20 protein-coding genes and 1 pseudogene are annotated in these 22,581 nt (G+C 66.7%); 14 read left to right on the top strand and 7 right to left on the bottom strand.

The genetic code is table 11. From position 1 onward, the window contains the following. Positions 1-306: pseudogene (locus GOPIP_RS02715) on the top strand (HNH endonuclease); the annotation flags it as partial. 227 nt (positions 307-533) lie between these two features. Here GOPIP_RS02715 and GOPIP_RS02710 read toward each other — a convergent pair. Genes GOPIP_RS02710 through GOPIP_RS02700 form a run of 3 tightly spaced genes read right to left on the bottom strand, consistent with a single transcriptional unit; the run spans position 534 to position 4,485 of the window. Continuing rightward, the gene (locus GOPIP_RS02710) at positions 534-1,931 is read right to left on the bottom strand and encodes a xylulokinase (protein ID WP_006367994.1); all 1,398 of its coding nucleotides are present in this window, start codon (positions 1,929-1,931) and stop codon (positions 534-536) included. Then, positions 1,928-3,409, bottom strand: a complete 1,482-nt coding sequence (locus tag GOPIP_RS02705; protein WP_006367992.1) for a mannitol dehydrogenase family protein — start codon at positions 3,407-3,409, stop codon at positions 1,928-1,930. Before GOPIP_RS02705 ends, GOPIP_RS02710 begins: the two co-directional genes overlap by 4 nt. Beyond that, on the bottom strand, positions 3,406-4,485 hold the full coding sequence (locus GOPIP_RS02700; protein WP_006367990.1) for an NAD(P)-dependent alcohol dehydrogenase: 1,080 nt from the start codon (positions 4,483-4,485) through the stop codon (positions 3,406-3,408). The genes GOPIP_RS02705 and GOPIP_RS02700 overlap by 4 nt, the downstream gene beginning before the upstream one ends. Positions 4,486-4,593: 108 nt before the next feature. On the opposite strand from GOPIP_RS02700, the gene GOPIP_RS02695 reads away from it, so the two are divergent. The 5 genes from GOPIP_RS02695 to GOPIP_RS02675 are packed head-to-tail and all read left to right on the top strand — an operon-like array spanning position 4,594 to position 10,045. Continuing rightward, entirely contained in the window at positions 4,594-5,658 is a 1,065-nt protein-coding gene (locus tag GOPIP_RS02695) for a sugar-binding transcriptional regulator (protein WP_006367988.1), read from the top strand. After that, complete coding sequence (locus GOPIP_RS02690; RefSeq protein ID WP_006367987.1) at positions 5,655-7,049, top strand: ABC transporter substrate-binding protein; 1,395 nt, start codon at positions 5,655-5,657, stop codon at positions 7,047-7,049. The genes GOPIP_RS02695 and GOPIP_RS02690 overlap by 4 nt, the downstream gene beginning before the upstream one ends. Before the next feature lie 2 nt (positions 7,050-7,051). Continuing rightward, the gene (locus GOPIP_RS02685; protein ID WP_006367986.1) at positions 7,052-8,011 is read left to right on the top strand and encodes a carbohydrate ABC transporter permease; all 960 of its coding nucleotides are present in this window, start codon (positions 7,052-7,054) and stop codon (positions 8,009-8,011) included. Next, positions 8,011-8,886 carry a carbohydrate ABC transporter permease gene (locus tag GOPIP_RS02680; protein WP_006367985.1) on the top strand — a complete coding sequence of 292 codons (876 nt, stop codon included), beginning with the start codon at positions 8,011-8,013 and terminating at the stop codon, positions 8,884-8,886. Before GOPIP_RS02685 ends, GOPIP_RS02680 begins: the two co-directional genes overlap by 1 nt. Positions 8,887-8,938: 52 nt before the next feature. Next, positions 8,939-10,045 carry an ABC transporter ATP-binding protein gene (locus GOPIP_RS02675; protein WP_006367984.1) on the top strand — a complete coding sequence of 369 codons (1,107 nt, stop codon included), beginning with the start codon at positions 8,939-8,941 and terminating at the stop codon, positions 10,043-10,045. A gap of 16 nt (positions 10,046-10,061) precedes the next feature. Here GOPIP_RS02675 and GOPIP_RS02670 read toward each other — a convergent pair whose 3' ends face one another. Next, positions 10,062-11,612 (bottom strand): MFS transporter, encoded by a 1,551-nt coding sequence (locus GOPIP_RS02670; RefSeq protein WP_035726954.1) that lies wholly within the window; start codon positions 11,610-11,612, stop codon positions 10,062-10,064. Between the two features lie 117 nt (positions 11,613-11,729). On the opposite strand from GOPIP_RS02670, the gene GOPIP_RS02665 reads away from it, so the two are divergent. Both GOPIP_RS02665 and GOPIP_RS02660 read left to right on the top strand, forming a co-directional pair. Continuing rightward, positions 11,730-12,287 carry a MarR family winged helix-turn-helix transcriptional regulator gene (locus GOPIP_RS02665; protein WP_020169845.1) on the top strand — a complete coding sequence of 186 codons (558 nt, stop codon included), beginning with the start codon at positions 11,730-11,732 and terminating at the stop codon, positions 12,285-12,287. A 10-nt stretch (positions 12,288-12,297) separates the two neighbouring features. Next, positions 12,298-13,161 carry an SDR family oxidoreductase gene (locus GOPIP_RS02660; RefSeq protein WP_006367981.1) on the top strand — a complete coding sequence of 288 codons (864 nt, stop codon included), beginning with the start codon at positions 12,298-12,300 and terminating at the stop codon, positions 13,159-13,161. Positions 13,162-13,190: 29 nt separating this feature from the next. On the opposite strand, the gene GOPIP_RS02655 is transcribed toward GOPIP_RS02660, so the two are convergent. The 3 genes from GOPIP_RS02655 to GOPIP_RS02645 form a co-directional block, all read right to left on the bottom strand. Beyond that, on the bottom strand, positions 13,191-14,075 hold the full coding sequence (locus GOPIP_RS02655; RefSeq protein ID WP_006367980.1) for a siderophore-interacting protein: 885 nt from the start codon (positions 14,073-14,075) through the stop codon (positions 13,191-13,193). A gap of 40 nt (positions 14,076-14,115) precedes the next feature. After that, on the bottom strand, positions 14,116-14,325 hold the full coding sequence (locus GOPIP_RS02650; protein WP_006367979.1) for a hypothetical protein: 210 nt from the start codon (positions 14,323-14,325) through the stop codon (positions 14,116-14,118). Positions 14,326-14,477: 152 nt separating this feature from the next. Continuing rightward, on the bottom strand, positions 14,478-16,937 hold the full coding sequence (locus GOPIP_RS02645; protein ID WP_035726966.1) for a cytochrome P450/oxidoreductase: 2,460 nt from the start codon (positions 16,935-16,937) through the stop codon (positions 14,478-14,480). A 219-nt stretch (positions 16,938-17,156) separates the two neighbouring features. On the opposite strand from GOPIP_RS02645, the gene GOPIP_RS02640 reads away from it, so the two are divergent. From GOPIP_RS02640 to GOPIP_RS02615, 6 genes are all read left to right on the top strand, one after another. After that, positions 17,157-17,792, top strand: coding sequence for a TetR/AcrR family transcriptional regulator (locus tag GOPIP_RS02640; protein ID WP_006367977.1), 636 nt, complete (start codon positions 17,157-17,159; stop codon positions 17,790-17,792). Next, positions 17,793-18,659, top strand: coding sequence for a sulfurtransferase (locus GOPIP_RS02635; protein WP_006367976.1), 867 nt, complete (start codon positions 17,793-17,795; stop codon positions 18,657-18,659). A 163-nt stretch (positions 18,660-18,822) separates the two neighbouring features. Continuing rightward, a complete protein-coding gene (locus GOPIP_RS02630; RefSeq protein ID WP_006367975.1) occupies positions 18,823-19,833 on the top strand; it encodes a zinc-binding metallopeptidase family protein in 1,011 nt (336 codons plus the stop codon). Between the two features lie 548 nt (positions 19,834-20,381). Continuing rightward, complete coding sequence (locus GOPIP_RS02625; protein ID WP_006367974.1) at positions 20,382-21,536, top strand: LLM class flavin-dependent oxidoreductase; 1,155 nt, start codon at positions 20,382-20,384, stop codon at positions 21,534-21,536. Next, complete coding sequence (locus GOPIP_RS02620; RefSeq protein WP_006367973.1) at positions 21,533-22,030, top strand: NAD(P)H-dependent oxidoreductase; 498 nt, start codon at positions 21,533-21,535, stop codon at positions 22,028-22,030. Before GOPIP_RS02625 ends, GOPIP_RS02620 begins: the two co-directional genes overlap by 4 nt. Beyond that, a complete protein-coding gene (locus GOPIP_RS02615; RefSeq protein WP_006367972.1) occupies positions 22,027-22,530 on the top strand; it encodes a flavin reductase family protein in 504 nt (167 codons plus the stop codon). Before GOPIP_RS02620 ends, GOPIP_RS02615 begins: the two co-directional genes overlap by 4 nt. Positions 22,531-22,581: the final 51 nt, after the last annotated feature.

Here is a 22,581-nt window from a genome sequence, read left to right as displayed (position 1 = left end):
AACCCGAAACGCACCAACGCACTCCCCGACGTCGGGGTCACCTATGCCGACGCGCTGGCCCGCATCCGCGCGGAATTACATCCACCACCCGACCCACCACCAAGTGGGGCCTCTGCCAGTGCCGATACCGATCTCGCCGAGCGCGACGACCGGGGATCGATGCTGCCCACCAACCGAATACGCCGCAGCCGAATCCCGCTCGGGCACGGCTACTACGATCTCGTCGAGATCCTCACCCCCGACCCTGGCCCGGACTCGCCGATCGACACCCAACTCGCCCGACTGCTCGGTGACCGCGGACTCTAGACCCGGGGCGTGCTTCCGTTCGGGGTCGGAACCAGCAGCGGCGCAACAGGTCTCGAGGCTCGTCGCTAACGCTCCTCGGCGCCTAGACCACCGGAAGAAAAGGGAACTCCGCTAGCGGTCCTCGGCACCTCGACCAGCGGGAGAAAAGGGAGCGCCAGCGACGAGGCCTCGAGACCCGCCGTACCGGTGAGTGGACGCAACACGCCTCGAACAGCAAGCCTCGGGTGTTACCCGCCGACAGCCGCCGAGTACCACTTCGCTGCGGCGGCGTACTGCGCGAATACTTCTGGAGTTGGTGTAGCCGTGATCGTTTCGGACTCGACGCGCCACTCCGGGAGCTCGCCGATCAGTGCCCACGCGGCCTGGCGGGCGGCGCCGAGTGCCACGTATTCACCGTCGGTGGGCAGCACAACCGTGCCGTCGAACAAGGCGGGAGCGATCGCGCGTACCGCCGACGACTTGGTGCCCCCGCCGATGAACAGGAACCGATGCACGTTGATGCCCTGATCCTCGATCCGGTTGCGGCAGTAGACGAGCGAACAGAGCAGGCCCTCGACGGCGGCACGTGCGACGTGGGTGGGGCTGAAGTTGGCGGGGGTGATCCCGGCCAGCGTTCCCGTCGCCGCGGGCAGATTGGGGGAGCGTTCACCACCGAGGTAGGGCACCATCGTCAGGCCGTCGGCGCCTGCGGGAGCCGACAGCGCGAGGTCGGCGAACCTCGCCAGATCGACGTCGAGCATCTGCGCGGTCGCCGCCAACACCGGTGCGCCGTTGAGTGTGCACACCAGCGGAAGGTGCCGTCCGGTCGCATCGGCGAATCCGGCGACGATACCTGACGCATCGCACGGCGGGACCTCGCCGACAGCGCTGACGACACCCGAAGTTCCCAACGACACGATCCCGTCACCGGGACCCGCGTGCAAACCCAGTGCCGCGGCGGCGTTGTCGCCGACACCGGCCCCGAGCACGACACCGCCGGATGTCTTCCCAGCAGCCTCACCGGGTCCGACGATCCGCGGAATCCCCGGTAATCGATCGCGAAAAGCCAATTGCAGCAGATCTGTTCGATACTCCTCGTCAGCGGCGGAGAAGTAGCCGGTGCCTGACGCATCGCTGCGGTCGGTCGTCAGAGCGCCGATGTCGGTGCCGCCGGCGAGTTTCCAGGTGAGCCAATCATGGGGTAGGCAGACGGCCGCGGTCGCGTCGGCATGGTCGGGTTCGTGGTCGGCCAGCCATCGCAGCTTGGCGGCCGTGATCGCCGCCACCGGCACGACGCCGACAGCCTCCGCCCACTTATGTGGGCCGCCGAGCTCGGTGATGAGATCGTCGGCGGCACCGGCCGAACGAGTGTCGTTCCACAGCAAAGCTTCCCGCACCACGTGCCCGGCTGTATCGAGGCACACCATCCCGTGTTGCTGCCCGGCGACCGACAGCGCGGCGACGTCGTCGATACCGCCCGCCGCCCTGATGGCCGCGATCAGCGCCAGCCACCAGTCCTCGGGGTCGACCTCGGTACCGCCCGGATGTGGCGCGCTGCCCGAGCGCACCACGGCGCCGGTATCCGCGTCGCAGATGACCACCTTGCACGACTGTGTCGAGGAGTCGACGCCGGCGACGAGGGTCATGACAGCAGCTCCTGGAGTGTGGCCCGAGCACCCTTGCTGCGCAACGATTCCAACGCCCACAGGTACGGTTCGGTGAAGGCCTCGTGCTCGGCGAGATTGCCGAACAGTGACGTCTCGGACAGGAATGCCAGGGGCTCGGTGCGTGAGCGCTGCGCCAGCGGGACGAGGCGGTCGGCCAGCGGGTCGTCGACGGTGCTCGCATCGCCGTGCTCGTCGACACCCTCGGCGTAGCGCGTCCAGCTCGCCACCACCGCGGCCGCAAGTCTCACGGAACCACGCTGCGCGAGACGGTCCCGGATCACCGGTACCAGCCATTTCGGGATGCGGTTGGAGGAGTCCTGACACAGCCGGGCAATCGTGTCGGCGATGGCCGGATTGCCGAATCGCTCGAGCAGAGTGTCGATGTAGGCGTCGACGTCGACGTTGGGCAAGGGCGCGAGCGTCGGCTTTCCTTCCTCGGACATATAGCGGCGCATCAGCTCCCGTAGATCGGGATCGACCGCGGCGTCGTGAACGTAGCGGTACCCCAGCAGATGGGCGAAGTAGCACAGTGCCTGATGTCCGGCGTTGAGCAGCCGGAGCTTCATCAGCTCATACGGGGTGACGTCGGCGACGACCTGTACGCCCACGTTCTCGAGAGCCGGCCTGCCGCAGGAGAAATCGTCCTCGAGTACCCACTGGGTGAAGGGTTCGGCCACCACCGGCCAGGCGTCTGCGATCCCGGTGCGCTCAGCAACCTCGCCGGCCAGCTCGGGGGGAGTGGCCGGGGTGATGCGGTCCACCATGGAATTCGGGAACCGCGTGTGTTCGTCGATCCACGCCGCCAGCTCCGGATCGCGTAGCCGGGCGTACGCGAGGAACGTCGAATGCGCCATGTGGCCGTTACCGGCGATGTTGTCGCAGGACATCACGGTGAACGAGGGCACGCCCAGCTCGCGGCGTCGGGCCAGACCTTCCACCACGAGTCCGAAGACGGTTGTCGGCGGCGCGGTTCCGGCAAGATCGGCCACGATCTCCGGGTTGTCGGCATCGAACTCGCCGGTGGCCGCCGAGAAGTTGTAGCCGCCCTCGGTGACCGTCAGGGACACGATGCGGACGGCCGGATCGGCGAGTTTCTCGAGAACGGCCTCCGGATCGTCGGGTGCATAGAGGTACTCGACGATCGAGCCGATCACCGATGTCTCCACCGCACCGTCGGGATGCTTGAGGGTCAGGGTGTACAAACCGTCCTGTGGTACAAGCGCATCCCGCATCCGCGCGTCGGCAGGCCGCACGCCGACACCGCAGATTCCCCATGACGGATCGGATGCGAGCAGCTGATCGACGTAGAAGGCCTGGTGGGCACGATGGAAGCCGCCGACTCCGAAGTGCACGATGCCCGTGGTGACCGTGGCCCGGTCGTAGCGCGGCGTCGGCACGTCACCGACAGAACCCAGCATGGTGGTGTTGAGCGGGAGGGCGTCGGCGAGAGTGCTCACGAACGGTCCTTTCGGGTCGGTTCGGGTCGGGTACCTGTGCGGTATCGCGAAACCTGCGGATGGACAACCGCTTTGATCATTCCGGGTATGCGATCGGAGTCCAGCGCCTCGGCGATCTCGTCGAGCCCGTAGTGGGCAGTGACCATCGCGTCGAGATCGACGGCGGCCGACGTCACCAACGCTCGCGCGGTCGGCCAGGTGTTGGCGTAGCGGAAGACCCCGGTCAGTACGATCTCACGATTCTGGATCAGTGAGACCGGCAGGTCCATGGTGTCGGAGCCCATGCCGACCAGCACGGCCCGTCCGCCGGGACGCAACGCACGCAGACCCGCGGTGACCGCGGCCGCGACACCGCTGGCATCGATGAAGGCATCCACCGGCGCCAACCCGGTGCCGGGGGCAGTTGTCTCGGTGGCACCGAAATCCAGTGCTCGCGTGCGACGTTCGGGATCGGGTTCACTGAGCACGATGCGGGTCAGCCCGGACGCGCGGGCGACCTGGGCGCACATCAGTCCGATCGGGCCCGCCCCGGCGATGAGCACGGCGTCACCGGGGCCCACGCCCGCCTTGCGCATCGAGGCGATGCCCACCGACAACGGCTCGAAGAGTGCGGCCGCCTCGTCGCTGATCTCGTCGGGAATCGGGTGGGCGAAGGCGGCGCCGATGGTGACGAACCCGGCGAGAGCGCCGTCGACCGGTGGGGTGGCGTAGAAGCGCATGTGCGGGCACAGGTTGTATGCACCGCGCATCGACTCCGCCGACGCCGGGTCGGGCCGCTGCGGTTCGATCGATACGCGCTCGCCGATCCGTGCCGCATCCACGTCTGCGCCGACGGCGACGATCGTGCCCGAGGCCTCGTGGCCGAGGATCAGGGGTTCGCGGACGACGAAGTCGCCGATACGTCCGTGCCGCACGTAGTGGGTGTCCGACCCGCAGATTCCGACCGCGCTGACCTGCACCAACACGTCGCCGACGGCCGGGGTGGGTACGGGGCGCTCCTCGACGGACAGATGGAGGTCGGGATGCAGAACGCCGGCGCGCATGGTTTCGGACAGCGCATCACGTTTCTCGATCATTGTTGCGTGGCTCACATCGAGGATGTTAGCGTACTGAGCACATGAACGGCTAGTGAGCAGATGCTCACAACGCTCCACAGGACCACCGAGATCGAACGGAGTCGACGAGTGCCTTCTCGCAAAGATGTGGCAGATGCCGCGAAGGACGTGCCCGACGGTCCACCGAAACGACCGGCCACCGGGCGTGGGTCAGCCGGCCGGCCCGCCGCCGACACCGGTCAGGATCTGCGGCTGCTCGTGCGCGCCGCGACGATGTATCACCTCGAGGGATTGACGCAGGCAGACATCGCCGGCCGGCTCGGGGTGTCACGTCCGACGGCCGGACGGCTCATCGCGCGAGCCCGTGCCCAGGGGCTCGTCCAGGTGTCGGTGACCGCTCCCGAGCATCTGTCGGCGTCGATTCACCCCGACCTCGAACGCACGGTGGAGCAGATCTTCGGTCTCGACGAGGTGCTGATCATCGACGAGGTCGCCGACGGCACCGCGTCGGGCAATGCCGCTCTCGGCCGCGCGGGTGCGTCGGTCCTGTCGCGGCGCATCCAACCCGCCGACACCTTCGGCTTCACCTGGGGTCCGGAGCAGGTCGCGACCGCCGACGCGATGACCGCCAACGCGGCGGCGCAACGCGTGGTGCAGATGGACGGCTCGATGACCTCCGTCGAATACCACACCGGCGTCGACCACGCGCTGGCCCGCTTCTCCGAGCGTCTGCACGCGCAGCCGCTGCGCCTGGTCGCACCCTTGTTCGTCGACCCCGACACCGTCGCCGCCCTCAATCGTGATTCGGTTGTCTCTCAGGCTCTGTCGGCAGCACGTGGCGCGCAGGTGATGCTCTTCGGAGTGGGTTCGGTGTCGACATCGACGACCCTGTTCGAGGGCGCATTCATCGATGCGATCGTCCTCGACGAACTGCTCGAACTCGGCGCGGTCGGCGAGATCGGCGGGCGCTTCTACGACGCACAGGGCATCGCCGTCGAATCGAGTCTGGTGGAGCGGACCGTCTCGGTCCCCCTCGACGCGGTGAAGGCCTGCCCCACGGCGATCTTGATATCCGGTGGCACCCACCGGGCCGAATCCATTCTCGGCGCACTCCGCGGCGGCTACGCGACCATCCTGGTCACCGACGTCCCGACCGCGGAATGGCTTGTCTCACAACAGGAAGGTCAGCAGTGAGATCCCTACGAGCGAGATTCCCGCGCGGGCATCTCTCCCCGTCGCCCCGTCGCGGCAAGGCCGGTCTGGTGGCCTTGGCCGCCACGATCGGTCTGCTGGCCACCGGATGCGCCGGTGCCGGTTCACTCACCGGTGGCGGTGACCGCGAAGTGACGGTCGCGATGGTCTCGAATTCGCAGATGCAGGACGCGATCAAGCTGTCCGGCCAGTTCGAGCGGGAGAACCCGGGTACCAAGGTCCGCTTCGTCACGCTCTCGGAAAACGAAGCGCGCGCGAAGATCACCGCGTCGGTGGCCACCGGCGGTGGTGAGTTCGACGTGGTGATGATCAGTAACTACGAGACACCCATGTGGGCGAAGAACGGGTGGCTGGTCAATCTCACCCCGTACATGGACGCCGACCCCTCCTACGACGCGAACGACTTCATTCCGACGCTGAAATCGGCGCTCTCGTATCAGGGTTCGATGTACTCGGCCCCGTTCTACGGCGAGTCGTCGTTCCTCATGTACAACAAGAAGCTCTTCTCGCAGGCCGGTGTGACGCTGCCCGCGGACCCCACCTGGCCGCAGGTCGCCGACGCCGCTCGCAAGCTCACCAACGACCGTACCGCGGGAATCTGCCTGCGCGGCAAGCCCGGTTGGGGTGAGGTGCTCGCCCCGCTGAACACCGTCATCAACGCCTACGGTGGTCGCTGGTACGACGAGAACTGGAATGCCCAGCTGACCAGTCCGCAGGTCGAGGCCGCCGTCCAGTTCTACGTCGACACGGTGCGCAAGTACGGGGAGGCCGGTGCGTCGTCGTCGGGCTTCCAGGAATGCGGAAACCTGATGTCGCAGGGCCAGGTGGCGATGTGGTACGACGCGACCTCGGCGGTGTCGGTGCTCGAGAGCCCGGACACCTCGACCATCGCCGGCGACGTCGGCTACCTGCCGGCTCCGCGAATGGCCAAGGGCGACAACGGTTGGCTCTACACCTGGTCGCTCGGGATCCCGTCGAGCAGCAAACACCGCGACGACGCGTGGAAGTTCATCGACTGGATGACCAACCGCAAGTACATCGAACATGTGGCGAACACCTTGGGGGCCACGCATGTCCCGCCCGGCAGTCGGCTCTCGACCTACCAGCTGCCAGCCTATCAGAAGATCTCCGGGCCCTTTGCCCAGCAGACCCTGCAGGCGATGCAGGCGGCGAATCAGAACAAGCCGACGCTGGAGCCGGTGCCCTACACCGGAATCCAGTTCCTGGCGATCCCCGAGTTCCAGGATCTCGGAACCCGCGTGAGCCAACAGATCTCGGCGGCGATCGCCGGGCAGATCAGCGTTCACGACGCACTCGAACAGGCCCAGCAGTACGCCGAGGTCGTCGGCAAGTCCTACCAGAGGGAGCAGTAGAGATGGCCACCGCAGTATCCACGCGAGGCGCGCAGGTGCCCCCCGATCAGGGGCGGCCGGTGACCTCGAAGAAAGACCAGATCAGTCGCGCCGAGGGCTGGCGTCGACGCGGACCCCTGTTGCCCGCGTTGATCTTCATGATCGTGGTCACCCAGGTGCCGTTCGTGTTCACGCTCTACTACTCGACGCAGTCGTGGAACCTGGTTCGCCCGGGCTCACGTCGCTTCGTCGGATTCGACAACTACGTCGAGGTGTTCGGTGACAGCCAATTCTGGACGGTCACCCTCAACACCATCCTGCTGATCGTGGGCACCGTCATCATCTCGGTGGTGCTCGGACTGATCTTCGCCCTGCTGCTCGACCGGAAATTCTTGGGGCGCGGCGTGGTTCGGACCCTGCTGATCACCCCGTTCCTGGTGACACCGGTCGCCGCGGCGCTGCTGTGGAAGACGAGCCTGCTCTCGCCGACCAACGGCCTGGTCAACTGGGCGTTGAGCCCATTCGGCATTCACACCGACTGGCTCTCGGAATTCCCGCTCGCCAGTGTGATGGCCGAACTCGTCTGGCAGTGGACACCTTTCATGATGTTGCTGATCCTCGCCGGACTGCAGTCGATGCCCCGGGACATCCAGGAGGCCGCACGCGTGGACGGCGCCACCAGCTTCCGGCTCTTCCGCGAACTGACCCTGCCGCACCTGCGGCGGTTCATCGAACTCGGCACGGTGCTCGGCGCCATCTACCTGGTCAACACCTTCGACGCGGTCTACATGATGACCTCCGGCGGACCGGGTGTGGCCAGCTCCAACCTGTCCTACTACATCTATCAGCGTGCCTTCCTCGGATTCGACATCGGGCAGGCCGCCGCGATGGGCGTGGTCACGGTGATCGGCACGATCGTCGTCGCGTCCCTGGCCCTGCGCCTGATCTTCAAGTCATTCACCGGAACAGAGGAGCCGGCCTGATGAGTACCGACACCCGCCCCGCCCCGACCACCACTCCGGCGTCGACGCCGGAGGTACGCCGCAGCCGCAACCCACGCCAGATGGGGCTGACCGCACTCACCTGGATCCTGGCCATCGGGTTCTTCTTCCCGGTGCTGTGGATGGTGCTGACCGCATTCAAGAAGGAAAGCGACGCCGCCACCAACCCGCCGACGTTCTTCTTCGCCCCGACCCTGCAGCAGTTCCGCAACGTCTTCGACGCCGGAATCGGTACGCCACTGCTCAATTCGTTGTTCGCCACCATCGTCTCGACGATTCTGGTTCTGGTCCTCGGTGTGCCGGCGGCATTCGCATTATCGCTGCGCCCGGTACGCAAGACCAAGGACGCGCTGTTCTTCTTCATCTCCACCAAGATGCTGCCCATCGTGGCCGCGATCATCCCGCTGTATGTGATCGTCGGTAAGATCGGGATGCTCGACAACGTGTGGACCCTGGTGATCCTCTACACCGCAATGAATCTGCCGATCGCGGTGTGGATGATGCGGTCGTTCTTCCTCGAGGTGCCCGGCGAATTGCTCGAGGCCGCCAGCATCGACGGTGCGAGTCTGTGGACCTCGGTCCGTGAGGTTATCCTGCCGCTGATCTCCCCGGGTATCGCTGCCACCGCACTGATCTGTGTCATCTTCTCGTGGAACGAATTCTTCTTCGCCGTCAACATGACCGCCGTCAACGGGCAGACGATGCCGGTCTTCCTGACCGGCTTCATGTCCGGGCAGGGCCTGTACTGGGCGCAACTGTCGGCGGCGTCGGTCCTGGCCGCGCTGCCGGTGGTGATCTGCGGCTGGATCGCCCAGAACAAACTCGTCCGCGGCCTGTCCTTCGGCGCGATCAAGTAATCGCGTCGGTCACCCACTCACCCAAGCGCTTTCGTATCAACAGGAGAACCCCATGGCAACCATCACCTACGACAAGGCCTGCTGCGTCTACCCGGGCGCCGAGTCACTGGCCGTCGACTCCCTCGACCTCGACATCGCCGACGGCGAGTTCGTGGTCCTCGTCGGACCGTCGGGCTCCGGCAAATCCACGGCACTGCGGATGCTCGCCGGACTCGAGGAGATCGATTCCGGGCAGATCCGCATCGGCGGGGACAACATGGTCGGCGTCGCGCCCAAGGACCGTGACATCGCCATGGTCTTCCAGAACTACGCGCTCTACCCCAACAAGACCGTCGGGGAAAACATGGGATTCGCATTGAAGATGCGTGGCATCCCCGCCGACGAACGCAAGCGCAAGGTCGCCGAGGCCGCCAAACTCCTCGACCTCACCGACTACCTGGATCGCAAGCCGGCGAAACTGTCCGGCGGACAACGTCAACGCGTCGCCATGGGCCGCGCGATCGTGCGCGAACCCCAGGTGTTCTGCATGGACGAGCCGCTGTCGAACCTCGACGCCAAACTGCGGGTCCAGACACGCACCCAGATCGCCGCGCTGCAACGCCGACTGGGCACCACCACCGTCTACGTCACCCACGACCAGGTCGAGGCGATGACCATGGGCGACCGCGTCGCCGTGCTCAAACACGGTGTACTCCAGCAGTTCTCCACCCCGGCCGAACTCTACGACCACCCGGTCAACGCCTTCGTCGCCGGCTTCATCGGATCGCCGGCCATGAACCTGTTCACCGCGCCGATCCGCGACGGCGCCATCTCGATCGCCGGAGCCGACATCGACATCGACGCCACATCGCAGGCAGCAGTACGCAAGTCCGGGCTGAGCTCGGTCGTCGTCGGCATCCGGCCCGAGCACCTCGCGCTCTCCGACGATGGCACCGGACTCAACGCCGACGTCGCACTTCTCGAAGAGCTCGGCAGCGAAACCTACGTCTACGCCTCGCTGGCCGACGAGTCGGTCCACAACCTCGACGGTGATCCGATGGTCGTGGTGGCACGCTCCTCACAGCGGGCGCCGGCCAAGCGTGGAGAGGGAATCCGGTTGCGGCAGGCCGACAACGCGGTTCACCTGTTCCACCCCGAGACCGGCGACCGGCTGGTCTGACGGGCCGAGCGCGGGGTCAGTGCGAGGTGGCCGGTGCTGCCGAGCCCGGTGTCGCCGAGCCTGGTGTCGCCGAGCCCGATGCTGCCGAGTCGGCGATCACCACGCCCGTCGGCGTCGGCTTGGGGCCGCGCTTGGGGATACACAGCGTGATGGCCACACCGACGAACGCGGCGACGGCACCCACCAGGAAGCACCACTTGAACGTCGTATGGGTGGGAATGTCGTTGCCCGCCATGCTGATCGTCGAGGTGGTGAGCAGCACCGCCATCACCGCCGAGGAGACGGTGGTGCCGATCGAGCGCATCAATCCGTTGAGTCCGACGGCCGCACCGGCCTCGGTCATCGGCACCGCGCCCATGATCAAGGTGGGCATCGCCGCATAGCCGATGCCGACGCCCGACGCGGCGATGATCGACGCGATCATCAGCTGCCACGGCGAGTTCATCAGGAACATCGCGAGCAGATAGCCCACACCGAGCACCGTCGCGCCGATGGCCAAGGTGTAATTGGCACCGATCTTGTTGATCAACGTGCCCGAGACCGGGGCGAAGACCAGCATCATCAGTCCGCCGGGCGCCATCCACAGGCCGGCCTCGAGCATGGTCTGGCCGAGTCCGACTCCGGTGCGCACGTCCATCTCGAGCAGCATCGGGATGACGATCGACTGCGCCATCATGCCGAAGCCGATGGCGACGGCGGCGATGTTGGTGAGCAGGACCGCCGGACGTGCGGTGGTCCGCAGGTCGACGAGCGGTTCGGGGGTTCGCAGCTGATAGAAACCCCACGCCCCGAGCACGACGAGACCGCCGATCAGCGTGCCGAGCGTGGTGCCCGACGTCCAACCCCAGTCGTTGCCCTTGGACACGGCGATGAGTGCGGCCGACAAGCCGATGGCCAGGCCGATCGCGCCAACGACGTCCAGACGCCCACCGACCGCGTCGGGTACGTGCGGCACCACCACGACGACCAGGGCGAGGACTGCCAACGACAGGATCGCCGACACCCAGAACAGGCCGTGCCAGTTCCAGCTCTGCGCGATCCACGCCGACAGCGGCAGACCGATCGCACCACCCACACCGAGCGTTGCGCTCATCGCGGCGATCGCCATCGAGGTGATCTTGGGTGGGGTGACCTCACGCATGAGGCTGATGCCGACGGGGATGAAGCCCATGGCCAGGCCCTGGATCGCGCGGCCGGCGATCATCGGGATGACCGAACTGCTCAGGGCACACACGATGGAACCGGCGACGAGGAGCGCGGCGCTGCCCAGCAGGACGCGCTGCTTGCCGAACATGTCGCCGAGGCGGCCGGCGATGGGCATCGCGATCGCGGCGGCCAGCAATGTCGCGGTGATCACCCACGACGCGTTGGAATGGGAGGTGCCCAGCAGGGTGGGCAACTCGGGCTGGATCGGGATGACCAGCGTCTGCATCAAGGACGCGACGAGGCCACCGAAACACAGCGCGATGACGGTGGCGATCGCGGCGCCATTGGACGACCCGTTGCGCGGAACGGACTCTACTGGTGCCGGGTTCTCTGCTGCCGGCGACGAATTGGTGTCTGACATCGCACCTCCTAAGCTGTATGTAGCGTACATATGTAAGGTACATATGCAAGCCGCGCAGCTCGTGAGGCTCCTCAATCGGACATACCGGGCGGCTGCGGCAGAATGTCGGTGAGCCGGATGTCGAAAGAGGTCGCAGTGGGCGGATTCCGCGAGGGTGAGCGCAACGGCACGTCACGTCCGGCGCCGGTGACCTTCGACGGGGCCGACCACGCACCGTGGCCGTCCCCGCTCTACCGCGACATCGTCGAGGAACTCAGCCGCTTTCATCGACGCAAGAGCGAACACCCCGCCGAGTCGGTACTCGAGAGCTCGGCGTTCGCGATCCTGCTCGTCCTCTCCGACGGCCGTGCACGGACCCTGCGGGAACTCACCGACGAACTCGACCTCGAACAGTCCACGGTCAACCGGCAGGTCAACGCCGCGATCAAACTCGGCTACCTCGAACGCTTCGACGTCGAGGGCTCGATGAGCAGGCTCATCCGCCCGACCGAAAGCGGACGGGCCGCATTCACCCATGACGGCATGCTGCGGGTGAGTCGCCTCAAACAGGTCTTCGCCGATCTCGACCCCGGTACCCCGGAAGTCCTGTTGCGCGAACTGCGCGCTTTCAACGAGGCCTACGACCGTACGCTGCGAGCAGAACAACGGGGAGCGCGTTCGCGCAACCACGGCTGAGGGAGAACGTGTGGGGACATACGTGGTGAGCGGATCGGCGTCGGGAATGGGTGCGGCGGTTGCCGATTCGTTGCGGGCGGCCGGGCACACCGTGATCGGGATCGATCGGGACGGCGCCGAGGTGACCGCGGACCTCTCGACGCCGCACGGGCGTGCGTCGGCGATCGCCGCGGTCCTGGACCGGGCCGAGGGCGCACTCGCCGGAGCCGTCCTCGCGGCCGGTCTCGGCCCGGCGCGCGGGGCCGAACGCACCATCGTCGAGGTGAACCTCCTCGGGGTGACCGACCTGCTCACCGCCTTTCGCCCACTGCTCGCCACCGGTGAGAAGTCGAAAGTGGTTGTCTTCGGTTCCAATTCGACGACCGCGACGCCGCTCGTCCCACGCCGCGCGGTCGCCCGACTCGAGGCCGGCGACACCGAGGGGGCCACCCGGATCCTGCGCAGGCGGGGTAAGGCGCTGTCGGGTCCCGCGGCGTACGCGGCGTCGAAGATCGCGGTCACCCGATGGTGTCGCGTGCACGGCACCCGCCCCGAATGGGCGGGGGAGGGGATCGCGGTCAACATCATCGCCCCCGGGCCGGTGATGACCCCGCTGCTACAGTCGCAACTGACCGGCGCGTCGTCGAAGAACGTCCGGTCCTTCCCGATTCCGTTGCGCGAGTATGGAACACCGGAGCAGATCACGCAGTGGGTGATGCTGATGCTCTCACCTGCCGCGGATTTCATGGCCGGATCGGTGATCACCGTCGACGGTGGTACCGAGGCATTGCTGCGCGCCCGGGACTGGCCGCGGGCCGCGCCATTGCGGGCTGTCCCACGAGTGCTGTGGCGAATGTATCGCGCCCCCAAGGACGGTCAGATCGCGAGGTACTGAATCGCCAGGTACTCCAACGGGTGCGGGGTTCACAGTCCGGCCCGTTCGAGCGCCTCGTCGAATTCCTCGGCAGCGCGCTTCTCGCCCTTGCCGTCGGCGATCGCCTGCTCATACACCGCGAGCAGCTCGTCGCCGTGCTCGGCGTAGCGTCGGGCCCACGCCTCACCGTCGTAGCGCCAGTAGCCGATGATGTCGTAGCGGTCGGCGGGCCAATGGTGTTCGCGGCGAAAGTGTTTGCGCACCGTTCGGGATTCGGCGGCCTCGCCGGCGAACCAGCAGTATCCGTTCCCGGCGGGAAAGTCGAGTGCGGCGATGGTCGTGCCCAAGCGGCTCGCCGAGATACCGTTGCCGCTGCCGATCAGGCTGATGACCTCGACGCCGTCGGTGGGTCGGCCCAGATAGGCGAGGTCGTCCTCGTCGATCACCTCGACCACCAGGGTCACCGGCCGCGGATCGGTGGCGAGCTCGTCGAGAATGCGGGCGGCGGCCGGTAATCCGGCGAGATCGGTTCCCAGCAGGAGCCAGTCGGTGCCCGGCGCGGGCCGGTACCAGCCGCGCGCGTGCGACATCGCCACCGCGTCACCGATGTCGGCTCGTTGGGCCCAGAGCGTCGCCGGACCACGCGAGTGGATGACGAAGTCGACGTCGACGGTCGCGGTTCGGTGGTCGACGGAACGGATGGTGTAGTTACGGCCCTCCGGCGGCTGGTCGAGGTCGTGATATCCCCACACCTCGTCGCGTAATTCCATTGCGGGAGGGCGGTTTCGGCCGGGTTCGGGAAAGTAGAGGCCCACGGCGTCGTCGGGCCCGCCGGGCAGTGGTAGACGGGCGAGATCTTCGACGTGCAGGTGTACCCGCCGGATGTGCGGGGTGAGGTCGTCGGTACCGGTGACTGTCGCGAACGAGAAACCCATGATGAAGTTAGGCTACCCCAACTTCGTCGACGGTCGCTGGTCAGTCCTGGTCGTGCGGCCAGTTGCCCTGCGTCAGGAGTTCCTCGAAGTTCTTGATGAGGTGCGGGTTCAGATCGGTCTCGACGGCCTTCTCGTAGTCGCCGTCCCACTTGGCGAACCATGCGGCGTCGCGTTCCATCAGGAAGATCGGCCAGCCGTGGGTGATCTCGAGATCGTCGAGGTAGAGGTCGGTCGATCCGTCCTCCCGCATGTACCAGTAGCGCTTGCCGCGATTCCTCGAACGCCGCCACTTCTTGCGCGGTCACGTAGTACTCGCCGTCAGCCTGCTTCATACGCCCGATCGTACGGCCACGGCGCCGACCGCCGTCTGCCCTGCGGTGATCTCGGGTTGCGGCTGCAGGCCTACAGGTCGAGCACCAGCTTCGGCGAGAGTGATCGGGAGACGCAGGTCATGACCGTGTCGCCGCGTTCGCGTTCGGCACGTGACAGCACGGAGTCGCGATGGTCGGGGGCGCCGCCGAGAACATCGGCCTCACATGTACCGCAGATTCCTTCCATGCACGACCCGATGACGTCGACACCGGCCTCCTCGACCGCGGCGAAAATCGTCGTGCCCTGTTCGACCGTGACAGTCACCCCCGAGACCGCGCACTCGACCTCGAAGGAGTCGAGTGCGCCCTCGGGTGCGTCGCCGGTCGCGGCCACGAACCGCTCGAGGTGCAGGCTTCCGTCCGGCCATGCTGCGCACTTCTCCTCGATGGCGTCCATCAGCGCGGCGGGTCCGCAGCAGTAGACCAGGGTGTCGGCCCGCGGCTCGCCGAGGATCGCATCGAGATCGAACCGCCCGCCGTGTTCGTCACCGGCCCAGACCGTCACCCGATCGTCGGCCCCCAGTTCGTCGAGAAATGCCATTGAGTCCCGAGACCGACCGCAGTACAACAGGTTCCATTCGGCCCCTTCCGCCTGAGCCGCCGCGATCATGGTGCGTATCGGGGTGATGCCGATGCCGCCGGCGATGAACTGATATCGCGGTGAGCCGACGAGCGCGAAGTGGTTGCGGGGACCCCTGACCTGCAGGTGCGACCCCTCGGTCAGCTCGTCGTGAACGAACTCGGATCCACCGCGGCCGTTGCGTTCACGCAGAACCGCGACAGTCCATGACGATCGGTCTGCGGGATTTCCGCACAGGGAGTAGTGCTTCGACATCCCCGGACGCAACAGGAGCTCGACGTGCGAGCCCGGAGTCCAGGCGGGTAGCGAACCGCCGGCGGGATCGGTCAGGGTGAGCTCGACGACACCCTCGGCCGCGGTCCGCCGGCGGGCCACCCGCAGATCGAGCGTCTGCATTGCTGCACCACGGTTTCCACGAGATGGCCGTGCGGGCATGGGAACTGAACTGCGTGCCGCCGAACTGCGTGCTGCAGAGTCGTTGTCGCCGGCCTCGCGTAGATGTGTGCGGTAGGGGCCCGGCTCCGGCCGCCGACCGCCGATCGGGGTGAGGCGCACCATCATCGAGCTGTAACCCCGCACGAAGTTCGACTGCACGCGCTCCGGCTCCGCGAGGACCTCGATGTCGTCGAATCGGGTCAGCAGCTCCTCCCACAGAATGCGCAACTGCAACTCCGCCAGCCGGCTCCCCATGCAGCGGTGCGTGCCGATCCCGAAGGCAAGGTGGTGGCGGGCGTTGCGCCGGTCGATCACAAAGCTGTCCGGGTCGTCGAACGTGCGCTCGTCCCGATTCGCCGAGGCGTACCACATCACGACCTTGTCGCCCTGACGGATGAACTGGCCGTTCAGCACGGTGTCGCGGGTGGCGACCCGACGCATGTAGGCCAGCGGGGTCTGCCATCGAAGGATCTCGTGGACCAGCTTCGGCACGAGCCCCGGGTTGGTGCGAAGGCGGTCGAACTGTTCCGGGAACTGGTTGAGCGCGAGCACACCGCCGGTCATCGAGTTGCGTGTGGTGTCGTTACCACCCACGACCAGCAACACGAGGTTGCCGAGGAACTCCATCGGGCGGTTGATCAGGTCCTTGGTGTCTTCGGAGAGCTGCATGAGTGTGATCAGGTCGTACCCGGGCTTCTCGCCGGCCGCCAGACGAGCCGCCTTGTCGTGCCACAGTGCGCTGAAACTCCGCGCCATGTCGGCGGCGCCCCGATAGATCTCATCGGTGTTGTTGACCCCGCCGGTGGCCGATGAACTGGTGGCCACCAAGTCGGTCCACTGCACCAGCTTGCGTCGGTCCTCGTACGGGAAGTCCAGCAGTGTGGCCAGCATCCGTGAGGTCAGCTCGACACTGACCCGGTCGACCCAGTCGAACGGCTCACCCACCGGCAGCGCGTCGAGGACATCCTGGACCCGCGAACGAATCAGGCCCTCCATCTCCTCCAGATTCTGCGGAGCGACAACGCCCTGAACCGCGGCGCGTTGCTGGTCGTGGCGCGGCGGGTCCATCGCGATGAACATCTCGATATCGAGTCCTTCGGGCGGCGCGCCGAGAATGATCTGGGGTTCGGCAGAGAAGGTCTGAAAGTCCTTGTCGACGGAGACGATGTCGTCGTAGCGGGTCACCGACCAGAACGGACCGAAAGCGCTGTCAGCCCGAAAGTGCACGGGCGCTTCGTCTCGCAGCCTCGCGAAGTAGGGCTGCCACTGCCCTTGACGCCACAAGAACGGATTGCTGACGTCGATCTCGGTGAGATCCAAGTCCGCAACGTCGGGGATTTCCGACGCCTCGAAGCGTGGCTGGCCATCGTCCACCATCAGCCGTTTGGCGCGCTGGAACAGATGCAGACCCTGGATTTGGCGTTCCATCGGTACCACTACCTGGGCTTTGTTGATGAGTCGATCGACAACGCGCATGACAACCATCGCTTTCGCTGGGTTTCGGTGTTGCTCGACAATAGCAGAGTATTTGTCTCTTACGAAGACAAATTGTGATTATTTGTCTTGAGGTCGAACCCAGATCGGGTTCGGCCATCGACAGGAGATCGATGAGACCGCCGCGCGGAATTCGTACCGGCCCGTGGGACCTCGACTCTCGCGATCGGCACGCGGGGCCGGCTCGGTAACCTCGTCGAGGTGACCACCCGACAGACCTATGCGGAGGCGAGTAGGGCGCTCCTGCGCACAACTCTGCTCGACGGTCTGCGAGATCTGCTGGTCGAAAAGGATTGGCCGTCGATCACGATGGCCGACGTCGCCCGGAAATCGGGCGTCGGACGGCAAACCGTGTACAACGAGTTCGGTTCCCGCCACGGACTGGCGCAGGCGTATGCGATGCGCTTGGCCACGGAATTCGCCGGCATCGTCGCGTCGACGGTTGCCGAGCGCCCACACGATATCCATGGCGCATTGCACGATGCATTCGCCGCCTTCTTCGCCGTGGCCGCGGCCGACCCGCTCATCACCTCGCTGCAGCGTGGTGAGGCGAAGCCGGATCTGCTGCGGCTGATCACCACCGATGCCGCGCCGCTGATCACGACCGCGAGCGCGCGTCTCACCGACATGCTCACCACCTCGTGGCTTGGTCTCGCCGACGACGACGCGGTGTGTATCGCGCGGGCGATCACGCGCATGGCGCTGAGTTACGTGGCGATGCCGCCCGAGAGCGACCGCGATGTCGCCGCCGACCTCGCTGCGGTCATGGCCCCCGCGGTCATCGCGGCCCGCGGCGGCGAAACGGAGTCGGCTGCCACCCCGACGACAGAGGAGTGAATGTTCATGGCGCAGAACCTGATCGACGTCGACGCACTGACCGAGGAGATGCTCTCGAACCGTCCGCCGGTGATCCTCGACGTCCGCTGGGCGCTGGGGCGGACAGATGGGCGTGAGCGGTATCGGGAGGGCCACATCCCCGGAGCCGTCTACGTCGATCTCGATTCCGAACTGGCCGACCCGCCGTCGGCCGAACTCGGGCGCCATCCGCTGCCGTCGTCGGATCGCCTGCAGGACGCCGCGCGACGCTGGGGTGTGGACGACTTGTCGCCGGTGGTGGTCTACGACGACATCGGCAACCTGGCGGCGGCCCGCGCATGGTGGTTGCTGACCTGGGCCGGGCACACCGACGTCAGGATGCTCGACGGCGGGCTCGACGCCTGGCGCTCGGCCGGGATGCGTGTCTCCGCCGGCGACACCGCCGCGCGTCCCGGCACCGTCACCCTGACCGGCGGCGAACTCCCGCAGGTGTCGCTCGACGAGGTCGCGCGACTGTCCTCGGAGATCCGGGACGGCCGCGACGACGTTGTCATCCTCGATGCCCGCGCCGGCGAACGGTATCGCGGGGAGACCGAACCGATGGATCCCCGCGCCGGACATGTGCCCGGCGCCGTCAGCGTCCCGACGGCCGGGAATCTCGCCGACGACGGGCGGTTCCTGTCGCCCGAGCAGCTGCGCGAACGGTTCACCGAGGCCGGGGTCGCCGAGAATGCGCAGGTCATCGCGTACTGCGGATCGGGAATCAACGCCGCGCACGAGCTCGCGGCGCTGGCCATCGCCGGGTTCTCGGGCACCTTGTTCCCGGGGTCGTGGTCGCAGTGGTCCGCCGATCCGGAGTTGCCTGCGGCGGTGGGCCCCACTCCGTAGTGTGATGTCGGGCACTCACATGTGCACATTGGGCCATGTGTTCCGACAGAACGATCGATGGGCCAGGTCCGCGTCGAGCATGTGCGGGGGCCGCACCCGGGCCGATCTGAGATCCACGCGACCCCGCGATCCACGAGCTCGAATTCACCCAAGGAGTGCAACGTTGCGCGATTTCCACTGCCGTAAATGCGGCCAGCAGCTGATTTTCGAGAACTCGCTGTGTCTGAACTGCGAGAGCAAGCTGGGCTTCCATCTGCCCTCCCGAACCGTCCAGGTCCTCGACGACAACGAGCAGGCCCAGGTCGACGATGCGTTGATCGGTCGCTGCGCCAACAGCGGCGTTGCAGCGTGCAACTGGCTCGTCGAGATCGGTGAGGGGTTGCCCGCGCTGTGCGAGTCGTGCCGGCTGACCCGCACCCGTCCCGACGACTCCGACACCGACGCCATGGCCGCGTTCGCCGAGGCCGAACTCGCCAAGCGGCGCGTCATCGTCGAACTCGACGAACTCCAACTGCCGATCTTCGGCAAGGACGAGGACCCGGAGATCGGCCTGGCCTTCGATCTGCTCTCCAGTGCCACCCAGCAGGTCATCACCGGGCACGCCAACGGCGTCGTCACCCTCGACCTCGCCGAGGGCGACGACGTCCACCGCGAACAGCTGCGGGTGTCGATGGACGAGCCCTACCGCACCCTCATCGGCCACTTCCGTCACGAGATCGGGCACTTCTATCAGATGGTGCTCGTCGGTGACGGCCCCAATCGCGGGCGCTACGAGGAGCTGTTCGGTGATCCCGACCAGGACTATCAGGCCGCGCTCGATCGCCACTACGGCGACGGGCCGCCGGAGAACTGGAAGGACGACTACGTCTCGTCCTACGCGACCATGCATCCCGCCGAGGACTGGGCCGAGACCTTCGCCCACTACCTCCACATCCGCGACACCCTCGACACGGCGGCGGCGTTCGCCCTGGCCCCGGCCGGCGCCACTCTCGACGCCGACCTCCCCGGTCAGGTGGGCTTCGATCGCATCATCGAATGGTGGCTGCCGCTGACCTGGGCGCTCAACCAGATCAACCGCTCGATGGGCCATCAGGACCTCTATCCCTTCGTGCTGCCGCCGAAGGTCCTGGAGAAGATGGAGTTCATCCACGAACTGATCACCTCCGACGACTGAGCGGGGGCAAGCCCCGGTGGTCCCTTTCCCCTGTGGTCCTTCCCCGGTGGTCCTTCCCCGGTGGTCCTTCCCCGGTGGTCGAGGAGCCTCGCGCGAGCGCAGCGAGCACGAAGCGTCTCGAGACCCCTGAACGCCGACGCTGAAACCCGAAACCAGCACCGGCGCAAGAGGTCTCGAGGCTCCGTCGCTAGCGCTCCTCCGCACCTCGACCACCGGGAATGGGTGCGTCGCACGTCGGCTGGGCGTGCACCTCGACCACCGGGAATGGGTGCGTCGCACGTCGGCTGGGCGTGCACCTCGACCACCGGGAGGGGAGCGCTCGTCGCACGGGTTGGGGGTGGGGTGGTGCGTAGGAGCGTCGCGTGTCGGTCGGGGGTGCCCACCTCGACCACTGGGGCGGGTGGGAGGTCGTCACCCGGTAGCCCCTCGGGTCGCCGAGCCGCGGGGATTGACTCACCGCGCGGAAAACTCTTGGGTGAGCCGAGCGGGTCGGGTGCAATGGTGTGGTTGTGCACGGTATCCCCGATTCGGAAGTGGATTGATCAGGCGTGAAGTTTCATTGGTTTCTCCCCACCAACGGCGGCGACGGTCGGACGGTGGTCGGCGGCGGCCACGGGGTGGCGGCGCAGGCCTCGTCGCGACCGGCGTCGGTGCCCTACCTCGGACAGATCGCGCGCAGTGCCGAACAACTCGGCTTCGAGGCGGCGCTCACCCCGACCGGGGCGTGGTGCGAGGACGCATGGGTGTCGACGGCCATGCTCAGCAGCGTTTCCGAGCGGCTGAAGTTCCTGGTGGCTTTTCGGCCCGGTGTCACCGCTCCGTTCCTCTCTGCGCAGATGGCCGGTACCTTCCAGAATCTTTCCGGCGGACGCTTGCTGCTGAATGTGGTGACCGGTGGTGAGGATGCCGAGCAGGCCATGTTCGGTGACTTCAGTACCAAGGAGGAGCGCTACGCCCGCGCCGACGAGTTCCTCGAGATCGTCCGGCGCCTGTGGACCGGGGAGACGCTGACCTTCGAGGGCAAGTACCTCTCGGTGGAGAACGCGACCCTGCATCAGATCCCGGACCCGCTTCCCGAGATCTACTTCGGTGGTTCGTCGGCGGCCGGAATTGCGGTGGCCGCCAAGCACGCCGACGTCTACCTCACCTGGGGTGAACCGCCCGAGGCGGTGGCCGAGAAGATCGCGCGCGTTCGTCGGGCGGCCGCAGAGCAGGGGCGGGAACTGACCTATGGCATCCGATTGCACACCATCGCCCGCGCGACCTCGGAAGAGGCGTGGGCCGAGGCGGATCGGTTGCTGGAGAACATCTCCGCCGAGGACATCGCCCGCATCCAGGCCGGCCTGAAGCGCTCGGCGTCGGAAGGTCAGCAGCGAATGCTCGCGCTCAACAAGGGTTCCAAGGACGGCCTGGAGATCTATCCGAATCTGTGGGCCGGTGTCGGCCTGGTGCGCGGTGGGGCGGGTACGGCGATGGTCGGTTCCTACACCGAGATCGCCGACCTCATCGAGGCCTACCGCGACGTGGGTATCGACGAGTTCGTGTTGTCGGGGTATCCGCACCTCGAGGAGGCGTACTGGTTCGGCGAGGGCGTGCTGCCGGAGCTGACCCGTCGTGGACTGTGGGAGCATCCGGCGCCGCCGCGCGCCGCTCGCGCCGCAGTGCCCTTCGGTGCGCCGGTCAAAGCGGTGTCGGCCTCGTGACGACGGCCGTCGTCGTCGGAAATCCCAAGCCGGCCAGTCGAACCCTGGATGCCGCGACGTATGTGGCCACCCAACTCGCCGGTGGCGCACCCGATCTCGTCGTCGACCTCGCGACCCTCGGTACGGCGATTCTCGACTGGTCCGACCCGGGGATCGGCGAGCTGGTGACGCAGGTCGGCGCCGCCGATCTCGTCGTGTTCGCCAGCCCGACCTACAAGGCCGCCTACACCGGACTGCTCAAACTGTTCCTCGATCGGTTCGCTGGTGGCACAGGGCTTTCCGGTATCGCGATTCCCCTCATGCTCGGTGGTTCGCCCGCGCACTCGCTTGCACCCGAGCTCACCCTGCGACCGGTGTTGACCGAGATCGGCGGGACCGTCCCCGGTCGCGGGCTCTACGTCGTCGATTCCCGCCATGACGATCCGGAGGCGTACGCCGACTGGTTGGCGGCAACCGCGCCGGTCGTATCCCGATTGCTGGAGGTGCATGCGTGAGCGGCTTCCGAACCAACCAGGACCTCGACGCCGCGCGACTTCGCAAGGCGTTCGGGATCTTCCCCACCGGCGTCGTCGCGGTGGCCGCGGAGGTCGACGGCGCGGTGATCGGTCTGGCCGCGAGCTCGTTCACCAGTGTCAGCCTCGATCCGCCGCTGGTGTCGGTGTCGATCGCGAACACCTCGAAGACCTGGCCGGATCTGCGTCGCGCCGATCATCTCGGGGTCACCGTGCTCGCCGACCATCAGGACGTCCTCTGCCGCCAGCTCGCCGGTCCGGTGGCCCAGCGATTCGACGGGGTACTCCTCAACGCGTCCGACGAAGGGGCTGTCACCCTCGATGACGGTCTCGCGCAATTCGATTGCACTGTTTATCGCGAGGTCGAGGCCGGTGACCACATCATCGTCCTGCTTGAGCTGCACGGCGTCGACCACCCCGAGACCGGCAGCCCGCTCATCTTCCACCGCAGCGGATTCGGTCGGCTCGCCACCACCGCGTGACTCGAGGCGCCACAGATCGGTCACCGCCGGTGCGGTGAGCCACATTCCGGC

This window comes from Gordonia polyisoprenivorans NBRC 16320 = JCM 10675 (assembly GCF_000241325.1).
In the GTDB taxonomy this organism is placed as follows: domain Bacteria; phylum Actinomycetota; class Actinomycetes; order Mycobacteriales; family Mycobacteriaceae; genus Gordonia; species Gordonia polyisoprenivorans.
Note: the sequence above shows the minus strand (reverse complement) of the source record. Positions and strands in the feature narration are given on the sequence as shown.

Excerpts from the sequence above, each read along its gene's own strand:
- GOPIP_RS02710 (WP_006367994.1), bottom strand. The coding sequence starts at position 1,931 with ATGACCCTCGTCGCCGGCGTCGACTCCTCGACACAGTCGTGCAAGGTG.
- GOPIP_RS02700 (WP_006367990.1), bottom strand. The coding sequence starts at position 4,485 with ATGATCGAGAAACGTGATGCGCTGTCCGAAACCATGCGCGCCGGCGTT.
- GOPIP_RS02685 (WP_006367986.1), top strand. The coding sequence starts at position 7,052 with ATGGCCACCGCAGTATCCACGCGAGGCGCGCAGGTGCCCCCCGATCAG.
- GOPIP_RS02680 (WP_006367985.1), top strand. The coding sequence starts at position 8,011 with ATGAGTACCGACACCCGCCCCGCCCCGACCACCACTCCGGCGTCGACG.
- GOPIP_RS02675 (WP_006367984.1), top strand. The coding sequence starts at position 8,939 with ATGGCAACCATCACCTACGACAAGGCCTGCTGCGTCTACCCGGGCGCC.
- GOPIP_RS02670 (WP_035726954.1), bottom strand. The coding sequence starts at position 11,612 with ATGTCAGACACCAATTCGTCGCCGGCAGCAGAGAACCCGGCACCAGTA.
- GOPIP_RS02665 (WP_020169845.1), top strand. The coding sequence starts at position 11,730 with ATGTCGAAAGAGGTCGCAGTGGGCGGATTCCGCGAGGGTGAGCGCAAC.
- GOPIP_RS02655 (WP_006367980.1), bottom strand. The coding sequence starts at position 14,075 with ATGGGTTTCTCGTTCGCGACAGTCACCGGTACCGACGACCTCACCCCG.
- GOPIP_RS02650 (WP_006367979.1), bottom strand. The coding sequence starts at position 14,325 with ATGCGGGAGGACGGATCGACCGACCTCTACCTCGACGATCTCGAGATC.
- GOPIP_RS02645 (WP_035726966.1), bottom strand. The coding sequence starts at position 16,937 with ATGCGCGTTGTCGATCGACTCATCAACAAAGCCCAGGTAGTGGTACCG.
- GOPIP_RS02635 (WP_006367976.1), top strand. The coding sequence starts at position 17,793 with ATGTTCATGGCGCAGAACCTGATCGACGTCGACGCACTGACCGAGGAG.